The following is a 12,356-nucleotide window of genomic DNA, read 5'->3' as shown; positions in this document are numbered from 1 at the left end:
TGCGAGCGGACGTTACCACGCGGTAGCTCGCCGGTGTAGTGCCGAAACGGCGGCAGCGATGACCACCAGAAGGGCAGCGCTGAGCGCCGCCACCACGGCCAGTCGGGCCGGCCCGGACGGGCTCGCTTCGCGCACCGTCGCCGGATTGCGGTACAGCGTCACTGACGGTCCGTCGTGGACGCGCACCAGGCCACCGAGCACCTGAGAGTCCACCTCCCCGGAGACCTCGTGCTGCACCAGGACCCAGCGCACACCGGTGGTCCAGACCGGCCGACCCTCGGCCAACGCCCGGCGCATCTCGCGGACGCGCGGATTCTCGCCGGCCACGGCGACGTCGCCGACCCGGAGCGTGTCGTCGGTCAGGACCGTCCCCGGCAGGTAGCGGGGCGCCGGGTCCAGGACCACCCGGCCGGGGTTCCACGGGTACGCGCGGTAGGCGCTCAGCGGCAACGCGAGGATCTCCCCCGGCTCCTCGTCGATGTACTCGGCCACCCGCTGCCACTCCGCCGGATAGCTCACCGGACGCAGCCGACCGGCACCGCCGAAGGCGAGGTCCGGCAGGACCGCCACCGGCAGGAACAGCAGCCCGACCAGGATCACCCCGGCCACCTCCCGGTCGACCCGGGCCACCAGCCGCTCGGCCCCCAACGCCGCACACACCACCAGCAGCAGGGCGTACGGGGCCAGGAACTTCTGGCCATCTCGCAGCAACCCCGCGCCCGGCAGGTGCACCACCGCCCAGCGCAGCGCGGCATCCCCACCGGGGAGCACCCCGAGCGCGGCGAGCAGACAACCGGCCCCGGCGAGCACGGCCAGCCGCGGCGCCCCACCCGGGGGCAGCCGCCGCCGCAGCAGCCCCGCACCGACACCGGCCAGGATCAGCAGCACCACTGTCGCCACCGGCACCAGTGGCGTGGCGCGGCTCGCGGGGGTGGCCTGCGCGCTCCAGATGCCGCCGGTGCCGGCCAACGCCACCAGCGGGCCGGCCCAGTTCTCCGACCGCGCCGCGAACGCCGCCACCCCCGCCGGGTCCGAGGAACCCCCGGCACCGGTGACCAGGGCCGCGACCACCCAGGGGGCGTTGAGCACCCCGACCGCGGCCAACGCCTGCCGGGACCGCAGCGGATGCATCCGCTGCGACACCAGCAGCGACCGGGGCGCGCGCATCCGGTCCGACGTCAGCACCAGCACCGTGCCCAGCGCGATCAACCCACCGGTCGGCGTGATGGCGGCGGGAGCGGCGGCGAGCACCACCCGGGCGAGCGCGCCGGTGCGCCCCGCCCGCAGGTCCAGCGCCGCCCGCACCAGCCACGGCAACGCGGCGTACGCGAGCAGCAGCCCCCACTGCCCGATCAGCAAGCGCTCGGCGAGGTACGGCGTCCACGCGTACGCCACAGCGGCGAACAGCCGGACCACACGCCGGTCGGTCGGCACCAACCGGCCGGCGCCGACCGCCGCGAGGAAGACCGCCCCGGCGAGCGCCAGCCGCTGCACCACCCAGCCCGGCACGAGCTGGGTGACCAGCGAGACCACCGCGTCCATCGGCACCGCCCGGGGCAGGCTCTGCGCCGGGGCGACGAGATCCCAGGTCAACGGCTGCCGGGGTACGAACACCATGTCGTACAGCAACGCGTAGCCGGGCGCGGCCAGGGGGGCCAGAACCAGCACCGTGACCGCCGCCGCGACCGCGTACAGCGGGAGCGTGTCCCGCCCCCGCCGAACCGGTGCGGCCTCCACGCCGTCGGTCGGGTCAACCATTCACGACGCCGGCACCGCCCGGCCGACGGTGATCAGTTCGGTGCATACCCCGACCCCGGGCGTCCGCACGGTGACCTCGACGGCGTCCCCCGCACCCTCCAACAGGAAGAAGAGGTCGTTCAGCCCGCGCCGCAGGGTGATCTCGCGGGTGGCGTCCCCGAGCCGGAAGAGCGCTGTCGAGTCACCCGAGCTGAGGTAGCCGAAGTGCACAACGTACGGCCACTCCACCAGGTACCCGTCCAGCGGGATCCGCGTGGGTCGACCGCCCTCCGCCAGGTGCCCGCAGCCGTCCACAGGGCCGGGCACGATCTTCCGCCCCTGGACCACGACCGGGCGGATCCGGCCGAGATCGTCGAACGTCGACGGTCGCGCGGCCTCCGTCACGAAGGTGGGGCGACGCTCGGCTGGGCGGAAGAAGTGCGACTGGAGATTGTCCGGCCAGAAGTACCCGGCGACGACCCGGTCCGGGACGGCGGTGTCGAAGAAGACGGTCCCCGGCGGCGCGGTGGCGAGCTCCGTCTGAGTCGTCGCGAGATAGTCCCGCCCGTACTTGGTGCTCCAGTTGTCCCCGAAACGGGCAGTGCTCCACAGGGTGCCCACGCCGATGGTCGCCAGGACGACGATCATCGAGACCAGGCCGACCGCGAAGGCGCCCGGCTCCCGCAGGACCGTCGGCACCGGCCACGCCGACACCTCGTCCTCGTCGGTGTCCTTGATCCCCAGCACTGCCGCACCGACGCAGATCGCGGCGACCAGCACCACGTCGGCGACGTACCGGGGGACGACGCCGACCAGTGGGCCGAGCGGTCCGCCCAGCCGGGTGACGGCGAAGAGCGCGGCGACCAGCCCCAGGTAGGAGGCGAGCAGCAGCCAGGCCCGCCCGGCCGACGGACGCCGCCGGACGGTGACCACTACCAGCGTCGCCAGCACCGCCCAGGACAACCATTTGGCGATGTCGTACGGGTCGACGAGCGGGGGACCGTCACCGGCGTAGGTCCAGCGCCACGGTCCTCCGAGCAGACCCGGCACCATGGTCTCGCCGACCAGGTCACCGAGGAAGTTGAGGACCGGACCGACCGAGGTCGGATCCCTCAGCTCACCGGAGGGACGAGACAGGTAGAACGCCAGGTATCCCCCCGACAGCGCGCTGAGCATCAGCCAGGCCGGCCAGTGCCGGCGGATCGCCGTCGCGAGACTGCGCCACACTCCAGCGGAGGTGAAGAGGAAGACGGTCAGCAGGAACAGCAGCGGCACGATCAGCAGGGACTTGGTGTCGAAGAGCAGGCCGAACACCAGCCAGAGCGCGACCGCCACGAGGTGCCGCAGGCGACCGGTCCGCACGTACCGGACCTGGGCCGCCACCGCCATGACCAGGGCCAACTGCATCGGCAGCACGAGCAGCCCGACCAACCACAGCGACGAGACCTCGAGCGTCAGCGGGCTGAACACGAACAGGCACAGCGGAATGAGCAGGCCCCAACCGGGCCGGAGCAGATCGCGCAGCAGCCGATAGAGGGCGATCCCGGTCGCCGCCTGACCAACGGCCAGCAGCAACACCCACGGCCAGGTGGCGAAGCCGGCCGCCCGCACCATCGCCCACGCCACCAACAGGCCGCCGGGCATGAGGTGGTTGTTGAACGTACGCAGCAGGTAGTCCGCGTCCAGCCCGGTGTCGAGAACCTGCGCGGCGATGACGAACTCGTCCTGCGAGAACCAGCCACGGGTGGCGAGGCCGGCACGCCAGGCTACGGACACGGCGATGAGGGCGATCGCCACGGCGCGAACGGGGTCGGCGCGCAGCCATCGGCCGATCGGCCCGGGCCCGTCGCCATCGGACGCGACGCGTTCCGGATGCGTCTCGGCCTCAGCTTCTGGCATTGACATGGTCGGCAGCCTGCCACACGCTTACACGCCGTGGGGACGGCCGTTCTCCCGATAACGCCACCGCAGCGCCCCTGGTCGCCCGTCCGTGCCCGGTCCGGATAACGTCGCGCGACAGTCGTCGGCTGCAGGTGCGCGTCCGGCCGGTGAAGACAGGAGCCGAAATGCGTGCAGAGGTGGCCAGTGGTGCCGCTCCGGGGTCCAGCCGGAGCCGGCACACGGCCCGGCGGTTCCGGCACCTGGTCATCTGCATCGCGCTCACCGCCCTCGCCTTCCAGCAGGCCCCGGGACAGGTGGTCCCCGACACCAAGGTCGACCTGAACGTCAACCCGGCCGGGTGGCTGCTCCGCTCGCTGCACCTGTGGGACCCCACCGGCACGTTCGGCCAACTACAGAACCAGGCGTACGGCTATCTCTGGCCGATGGGCCCGTTCTTCCTGCTGGGGTCGGAGGCCGGCCTCGCGCCGTGGGTGGTGCAGCGGCTGTGGTGGGCACTGCTCTTCTGTGTCGCCTACCTGGGCGCGGTGCGCCTGGCGGGCCGGCTCAACATCGGAACGCCCGCCGGGCGCATGATCGCCGGCGTCGCCTTCGCGCTGTCACCGCGCATCCTCACCCAGCTGGGCTGGTCCTCGGTGGAGGCCTGGCCCAGCGCCGTCGCCCCCTGGGTGCTCATTCCGCTCGTCGGTCTCGCCGCCGGCACGCGACTGCGACGCGCCGTCGCCGCGTCAGCCCTCGCCGTCGCCTGCGCCGGCGGGGTCAACGCCACCGCCGTGTTCGCGGTGGTGCCACTGGCAGTGCTCTGGCTCGCCACCATCCAGCCCGTACGCCGCCGGGTCACCGCCATCGCCGCCTGGTGTGGCGCGGTGGCTCTGGCCACCGCGTGGTGGTTGGTCCCGTTGCTGGTCCTCGGTCGGTACAGCCCGCCCTTCCTGGACTACATCGAGACCGCCCGGAACACCACGAGCGTCACCGACGCGGCGACCACGCTGCGTGGCGCCTCCTACTGGGTCGCCTACCTGGCCTCCCCGTTCGGACCGACCATCCCGTCCGGGGTGCGACTCGCCAACGATGCGGTGCTTGTCGCCGCCACCCTGGCGGTCGCCGCCCTCGGTGTGCTCGGGCTGTCCCGACGCGGGATGCCGCACCGCCGGTTCCTCATCACCGGTCTGGTGCTCGGCGTCGCGCTCGTCGGTCTCGGGCACGTCGGCGACCTGCCGAACCTCCTCGCCGGACCACAGCGGGAGTTCCTCGACGGTGTCGGCGCACCCCTGCGCAACGTGCACAAGTTCGACGTCCTGCTCCGCCTACCCCTGTGCCTGGGCATGGCGCACCTCATCGGGCTGGCCGTCCGGGCGGCGCGCACCGCACCCGCGCGGCACCGTCCGCGAACCGTCGCCCGCGCCTGGCTGACCGCCGGCGCCGCCATCGTCGCCGTCACGGCGGTCGCCACGCCCGCCCTCGCGGGCGGTCTCGCCACCCCGGGCAGCGTCAAGGAGGTGCCCGGCTACTGGCACGAAGCCACCGACTGGCTCGACGCGAACACCGGGCGCGGGCGGGTGCTCGTCGTGCCCGGGGCGCGCTTCCCGTCGTACGACTGGGGCAACACCACCGACGAGATCACCCAGCCGCTGCTCAACAGCCGGTGGGCGGTACGCAACGCCATCCCCTTCACCCCACCGACAACGATCCGGCTGCTGGACGTGATCGAGTCGACGCTCGCCACCGGCTCCGGGTCGACCGGCCTGGCGGACCTGCTGGCCCGATCCGGGATCAGCCACGTCCTGTTCCGCGCCGACCTCGACCACGGCCGCTCCGACACGGCCCGCCCCGCTGTGGTCCGCCAGGCGCTGGAGCGTTCACCCGGGTTGACCCTCGTCACGGCCTTCGGCCCGCTGCGCGGCGGCCCCTCGTCCCCCGACGAGTTCCGTGACCATGGGCTCGACGTGCCCGTTCGGGCGCTCGAGGTCTACCGGGTCGACCGGCCCGTCGAGCCTGTGGTCGCCTACGACAGGGCCGACGTGACCACTGTGGTGGGCGGTCCCGAATCCCTCCTCGACCTCGCCGCGGCGGGGCAACTCGGCTCGGCGCCCACCGTCCTGGCCGGCGACGCGTCGACCGCCGAGGTCACCGGGCCGGTGGCGATGACCGATGGTCTGCGCAGGCGCGACGTGTCGTTCGGCGGACTGCGCGACAACACCTCCCAGACGCTGACCGCGGACGACACCTTCGAGGTCACCGCCCCCGCCCATGACTACCTGCCCGAGTGGGGGGCACAGCACTCCACAGTCGCCCGTTTCGAGGGCATCACAACGGTTCGCACCTCCACCTCCCGCTCGCAGGTGGACGCCCCCGGCGGCGCCCGCCCCGAGCACCAGCCGTACGCGGCGATGGACGGCAACCCGGCGACCTCCTGGCAGTCCGCGCCGTACTCGCCCAGCGACCAACAGTGGATCGAGGTGGGCCTCTCCAACCCGACGACTGTCACCCGGGTCGAGGTGTGGTTCGACCTGAAGGCCGACGCCCTGCCCACGACGGTGACGGTCAGCGCCGGGTACGAGAGCAGCACACTCGAACAGTTCAGCGATCACATGGTGTTCGAGTTGCCCAGCGTCCACGCCACCCGCGAGGTCCGGGTCTCGGTCGACGGCGCGTATGACCTCCGCCCGTTCGGAAACGGCTCGGTCGGCATCGCCGAGATCAAGATTCCGGGCATCCAGACCAGCCGCACCCTGGTCCTTCCCGCCGCACCGGTGACCGACCGGCCGGCGACCGTCGTCGTGTCGGCGGCACCCACCACGCCGGCCTGCTTCTCCGTCGACGGGCACCCCCGCTGCTCCACCGATGCCATCCGTGGCTCCGAGGACGCGTCAACAATCGACCGGACGCTGACCCTGCCGGCGGCCGCCGCGTACGACACCAAGCTGTGGGCACGGCCGACGCCCGGCCCTGCCCTGGACGACGCCCTCGACAAGCTGGTGACCGACGCGCAGCCGCTGCGCCTCGCGGCGCAGATCAGCGCCTCCTCGACGGCCGTGCCCGACCCGACCGGCCGGGCCGGCGCGGCGCTCGACGGAAACCCGGCCACCAGCTGGTCGCCGGCGATCGACGACGAGGCACCGATTCTGCGACTCAAGTGGCTCAAGCCGCAGACCATCACCGGGCTCCGCTTCTCGGTCGACGACAAGATCGCCGCGACCCGCCTCGGCAGCGTCCGCGTCGTTGGCGACGACGGCTTCCGCAGCAGCCTGCTGGGCGACGACGGGCTGCTCCGCCTGGACCCGCCGATGCGGACCGACGAGATCACCATCCAGTTCCTCGACAAGCCGTCCGCCACCAGCACCGACCCGTACAAGCTGCGGTTGCCGGAGAAGCTGCCCATCGCGGTCGGTGAGGTGACAGTGCTACCCGGAGCGCCCACCGTCGGGCCGAGCCTCGACACACCAGTGTCGTTGGCCTGCGGATCGGGTCCGACGCTGCAGGTCGGCGCGGCCCGGGTGACCACCTCGCTGCGCGGCACGCTCCGCGACCTGCTCGAGATGCGCGAGATGCCGGTGACGCTGTGCGGCCGGAAAACGCCCCGGCAGCTCGACCTGGGCAGCGGAGAGCACCGTCTCGTCGCCACCCCGAGCCAGCTGGCCTCGCCCACCCGGGTCGCCCTGGTGCCCCGGACATCCACTCCGGCCTCGGCGACCGCGGCGACCGCCAGTACCACCGAGATCGAAACGTGGGCGGCCACCGAACGACGGGTACGGGTGGCCAGTCACCCCGTCGACCGGGTTCTCGCCGTGCGGGAGAACACCAACACCGGCTGGCAGGCGACCCTCGGCGGGCGGACGCTGAAACCACTTGTGGTGGACGGATGGCAGCAGGGCTGGATCCTTCCCGCCGGCGCCTCCGGAGAGGTGCTGTTGCGTTTCGCCCCGGACACCCCGTACCGGGCGGGGCTTCTCCTCGGCGGCATCCTGCTCGCGGTGGTGGTCCTGCTCGCGGTGCTGCCCGCCCGACAGCCCACCGGGCGCACCCCGGCGACCGTCGTGCCGCGCGGCCGACGCCGCGTCACCCGTTCGCTGCCGCTGCTGGCTGTCGGGGCCGCCGCGCTGGTGCTGTCAAGCGGCCTCATCGGCGGTCTACTGGTCGCGGCGGGGTTCATGCTGGCGGTGCCCGGCCCGCGCCGCCTGCCCTGGCCAGCCGACCCACGTCGGGCCAGGACGATCAGTCGGGCGGTCGAGACCTGGCTCCCGGGCGCGCTGGTCCTGCTCGCCGGGTGGCTGTACCTCGACTCGACACGACGGAACACTGACGCGCTCGTGCAGCTCACGATCGTCGTTGCCCTGGGCGCCCTCTGGCTCTCCACCGCCGCCCGACGACGGCCCGTACGCCGCGCCACGCCAACCCCCGGGACCCCAGCCGTTCCGGTGGTCGTGGTGGCGGGACCGACCACGGAGACGGCCGAGCGGACCCCGCCGGACACTGACGAGGCGCCGACGCCGGGCCAGGCGGCGGGGCCAGCCGACGGGCAACGCCCGACCTTCTCCGAGATCACGTGAGCCGCCGACGAACCGTCCGTCGGGAGGGGACGGCGCAGACGGAGCTGACACGCGGATGGAGTACGGGCCTCGGCGCGGCCGGGGTCAGCGTGACCCTGGCCGGGGTTCTCGTCAACGGCCTGGCCTACCTGGTGCCGGTGCTGGCGGCCCGGCGCCTCGACCCGGCCGACCTCAGCGCGCTCGCCGCGGCCCTCGGTCTGGTGGCCATCGTCGGTGTGCCCGGGCTCGGTCTGCAACTGGCAGTGGCGGTGCACCACGCCCGGCACGGACCCTCCGACACCCGCCGGCTCACAGCTGTCACCGCCGCCGTGTGCGCCGTGACCCTCGTCGCGGCGACGCCGCTGCTGGTCGCCGCCCTGCATCTTCCGGTGGAGATGCCCGCGCTGCTGGCGGTCACCACTGCGGCGATCGTTCTCTCCTCCCGGTCCCTCGGCGAGTTGCAGGGCGGCCAGCGTTTCGTGCGACTCGCCGTCGGGATGACAGTGCTCGCCGCCGGCCGCTACGGCGGTGTGATCGCCGGGTTGCTGCTCGGCGCGGGACCGACCGGCGCGCTGGCGGTCGGCGCGTTGACCGCCGCACTCGCCCCGGCGGTGCTGGCCCGACTCGCCCGCGAGCCCGGACGGTCGTCCACCGCACCACGGCTGAGCGCCGCTCGGGTCGTTGCCGGCTGCGGTGCGACGCTGGCGATGCTCGTCGTGTCCTACGCCGACCTGCTGCTGGCCCGGCAACTGCTGTCCCCGTCGGATTCCGGGGCGTACTCGGTCGGCACCGTCCTCAGCAAGGGCGCGCTCTGGGCGCCGCAGGTCGCCGCCGTCCTCGCCCTACCGAGGCTGGCCCGCGGCGACCGGCGCAGCCGAACGGTCGCGCTCGCGGTGACGGGCGGGTGTGGCGTGGTGCTGGTCCTCGCCTCGACGCTCGCCGGAGGGCTCGCCTTCCGCCTCGCCGGTGGGCCCGACTACGACCACCTCGGCCGGTACGCGCCCCTCTTCGCGGCGGTCGGTGCGCTCTACGCGGTCACGTTCGTACTGCTCAACGACCGTCTCGCGGCCGGCGCACGGTGGGCGGCGGCACCGCTGTGGGTGGGCGTGGTCGGCCTGGTGGCCGGCACCGCGATCCTCCGACCCCACACCGTCAGTGGTCTTCTTCTCGCGGCCCTGGGCACGGCGATGGTCACCACCGCGATGATGGCGGTGGCGGCCCGTCACCCCGCTCGGGCACCGGCGGCTGAGCCCGACTAGCCCTCCGCGAGCCATTCCGTCAGGAGGCGGTGGTCGATCGAGTCCACCCGACCGAGCGGACGACCCGAGGCCACCCGGTCCCGCAGCTCCGCCCGGGTGAACCAGCGCGCCTCCAGCAACTCCTCGCCGTCGACACGTACCTCGTCAGAGGTGGCGGTGGCCCGGAAGCCCACCATCAGGCCGGCGGGGAACGGCCACGCCTGCGATCCCTGGTAGGTCACGTCGGTGACAGTCACGCCCGCCTCCTCGGCCATCTCCCGACGGACCGCGTCCTCCAGGCTCTCGCCGATCTCGACGAAGCCGGCCAGCGTCGAGTACGCGTCCTCGGCCGCACCCGCGTGCCGGGCCAGCAGACAGCGCCCCGACCGACCGGGTGCCTCGACCAACACGATGATGGCCGGCTCGATCCGCGGAAACAGCAGACGTCCGCACTCCGCCCCGGTGCAGGTCCGCAGGTGCCCGCCGCCGTCCGCCACTGCCGGCGCGCCGCACGTCCCGCAGAATCGCTGCTGCCGGTGCCAGTGCAACAAACCCCTGGCGTACGCCTGGACGGCCGCGTCGCCGGGTTCGAGCCGCCCGACCAGTGCCCGCACGTCGACGGACCGCACCGCACCGGCCATCTCGACGGCGGACCGCTCGGGGAGCGCGGAGAGGTCCGCGGCGAACACGGCTACCTTCCCGTCGAGCCCCAGGAAGACGGTCTCGCCGGCGGCGGACCGGACCAGCGCCGCGCGCTCCGCGCTGAGTCGAACCGGCCCGTGCCCGTCGACGAGACAACGGTCCCGCCACATCGGCAGCAGCACCGTGGTCGACTCGGTGAGCAGGGCGTCCAACCGTGTCGGATCGGTGCGCAACGGTCCCGCCCGGTCCAGCGATCCGCCCCCGTACGCCAACACCCGCTCCGCAGTGTCCACCCGGTCACCGTGCCACGTCGGTGGTCGGCCGTCGGCACCGCCCCCGCACCGTGCGACACGCCGAACGACACGCGGTAGCTGCGCCTGGTGGGCGCAGCCGACGAGGACGGCCGGGCATTCGTTACCGTAGGTGCCTCCGGGAGGGAGGACCTCCCGCGGCACCCTGGCGATCGAGGTTGCAGTGACGCTGTACGGCGAAAACAGTCCACCCGCCGACGACCGGCCCACCGTGCAGGTCACCGCGGTCACCTGGCCGGACGACGGATCTGAGCCGGTCACCACAGCCGCTCCCGGCGAGCTGAGCGGCGGCCCGCGCCGCCCGCGTCGGGTGCGGATACTGCTCGCGGCCGGCATCACTGGTGGCGTCCTCGCCGCCGTGGCGGGCGCCGGTGCCTGGGCGTACGCCGGTGACGTCCCCCGTGGCACCAGCGTGCTCGGCACCGAGCTGGGCGGCCGGAGCCGCGCGGACGCCGACCGGGAGTTGCGGGCGGAGCTGGACCGACGTGCGGCAACGCTCGCCACGCCGCTGAAGGTCACCGTCGACGGGCGTACCGCCGAGATCAACCCGGCCGACGTGAGGCTGGCCGTCGACGTGCCGGCGACCGTCGCGGCAGCGGCTGAGGCGGACGCGCACCCGGTCAGCCGGTTGGTCGGCTCCCGCACCGTCGAGCCAGTGGTGACCGTCGACGAGGGCCGGTTGGACGACGCGCTCCGCAAGGTGCTCGGCGACCAGGCCCAGGGCATGACGATGCCGGCGATCACCTACAAGGGCACCACGCCGAAGGTCGTACAGCCCAAGCCCGGGCTGGCTCTGAACCCGCAGCGCTCCGCCGAGGTGGTCCGTGCCGGCTGGTTGGCCGGCGCCCCGGTCACCGTGCCCCTGGTGGAGACCCACCCGGCGACCACCGCGGAGGAGTTGGACCGGATGGTCAGCGAGCTGGCGAAGCCGGCGGTCGCCGCACCGGTCACCCTGCGCACCAACAAGGGCCAGTTGACGATCCCACCCGCCGCCATCGCGAAGAGCCTCCGGTTCGGCGCCGACAAGGCCGGCAAGCTCACCCCGTCGGTGGACGTCAAGCGGCTGCGAACGGCGCTCGGCGACAAGCTGACCGCCATCGAGGTTCCGCCGAAGGACGCCACGATGACGATTTCCGGTGGCCGGCCCACCGCCAAGGAGGGGCGGGCCGGGCAGCAGCTGGACACGGCGGCCCTCAGTCGAGACCTGCTGGCCGTGCTACCGAAGGCGGACGGCCGCGAGGTGACAGGCGAGTTGAAGCCGACCCCGCCGCAGCTGACCGGGGAGAAGCTCGCCGGCCTGGGCATCAAGGAGCGGGTGTCGACCTTCACGACCCGGTTCACCGGCGGCATGGCCTCGTCGCGCAGCCAGAACATCGCCACCATCGCGAGGAAGGTGGACGGCACTGTCGTGCTGCCGGGGAAGACGTTCTCGCTCAACGGGCACACCGGCGAGCGCGGCTACGCCCAGGGCTACCGGGACGCGCCGGTCATCCTCGACGGCAAACTGGTGCCGGGCGTCGGCGGCGGCACCTCGCAGTTCACCACCACGCTGTTCAACGCGACCTATTACGCCGGTCTGGAGGACGTCGAGCACAAGCCGCACTCGTACTGGTTCGACAGGTACCCGGCGGTCATCGAGTCGACCATCTTCTGGCCGAGTCTGGACTTCAAGTTCCGCAACAACACCGACTACGGCGTGCTCATCGACACGTCGTACACGTCCAGCACGATCACCGTGTCGATCTGGAGCACGAAGATCTACGACAGCGTGAAGACGGAGTACGGGCCGCGACGCAACATCACGACGCCGAAGCAGATCCACCTGGCTCCCGGCCCGTCGTGCATCGAGACCAACGGCATCAACGGCTTCACCCAGGACGCCTTCCGGGTCATCAAGAAGGGCGGCGCGGTGGTCAAGCGGGAGAAGTTCACCTGGCGCTACGACGCGGAACCCCGCTACGTCTGCGGGCCGAAGACGTCCTGAGTTCCGAATCGTTCTG

The 12,356-nt window shown here is 72.8% G+C and carries 6 protein-coding genes; 3 read left to right on the top strand and 3 right to left on the bottom strand.

Annotated elements, in window-relative coordinates:
• Positions 1–12: 12 nt before the first annotated feature.
• Entirely contained in the window at positions 13–1,758 is a 1,746-nt protein-coding gene (locus OH804_RS29125) for a hypothetical protein (protein WP_406060773.1), read from the bottom strand.
• Positions 1,759–3,636, bottom strand: coding sequence for a hypothetical protein (locus tag OH804_RS29120; RefSeq protein ID WP_406066715.1), 1,878 nt, complete (start codon positions 3,634–3,636; stop codon positions 1,759–1,761). It lies immediately after the preceding gene.
• A gap of 167 nt (positions 3,637–3,803) precedes the next feature.
• Between OH804_RS29120 and OH804_RS29115 the strand changes: the two genes are divergently transcribed.
• Both OH804_RS29115 and OH804_RS29110 read left to right on the top strand, forming a co-directional pair.
• Positions 3,804–8,186 (top strand): alpha-(1->3)-arabinofuranosyltransferase, encoded by a 4,383-nt coding sequence (locus OH804_RS29115; protein ID WP_406060771.1) that lies wholly within the window; start codon positions 3,804–3,806, stop codon positions 8,184–8,186.
• Positions 8,183–9,424: a polysaccharide biosynthesis protein gene (locus OH804_RS29110; RefSeq protein ID WP_406060769.1), complete on the top strand. Its 1,242-nt coding sequence runs from the start codon at positions 8,183–8,185 to the stop codon at positions 9,422–9,424. The genes OH804_RS29115 and OH804_RS29110 overlap by 4 nt, the downstream gene beginning before the upstream one ends.
• On the opposite strand, the gene nudC is transcribed toward OH804_RS29110, so the two are convergent.
• Positions 9,421–10,338, bottom strand: a complete 918-nt coding sequence (gene nudC / locus OH804_RS29105) for an NAD(+) diphosphatase (RefSeq protein WP_406060767.1) — start codon at positions 10,336–10,338, stop codon at positions 9,421–9,423. The two genes, OH804_RS29110 and nudC, sit on opposite strands and share 4 nt — an antisense overlap.
• A 181-nt stretch (positions 10,339–10,519) precedes the next feature.
• On the opposite strand from nudC, the gene OH804_RS29100 reads away from it, so the two are divergent.
• On the top strand, positions 10,520–12,340 hold the full coding sequence (locus tag OH804_RS29100; protein WP_406060765.1) for a VanW family protein: 1,821 nt from the start codon (positions 10,520–10,522) through the stop codon (positions 12,338–12,340).
• Positions 12,341–12,356: the final 16 nt, after the last annotated feature.

It is taken from the genome of Micromonospora sp. NBC_00860, assembly GCF_045207375.1.
GTDB classification, from domain to species: domain Bacteria; phylum Actinomycetota; class Actinomycetes; order Mycobacteriales; family Micromonosporaceae; genus Micromonospora; species Micromonospora vinacea.
The sequence above is the reverse complement of the archived record's forward strand: the minus strand, read 5'-3'. Positions and strand labels throughout refer to the sequence as shown.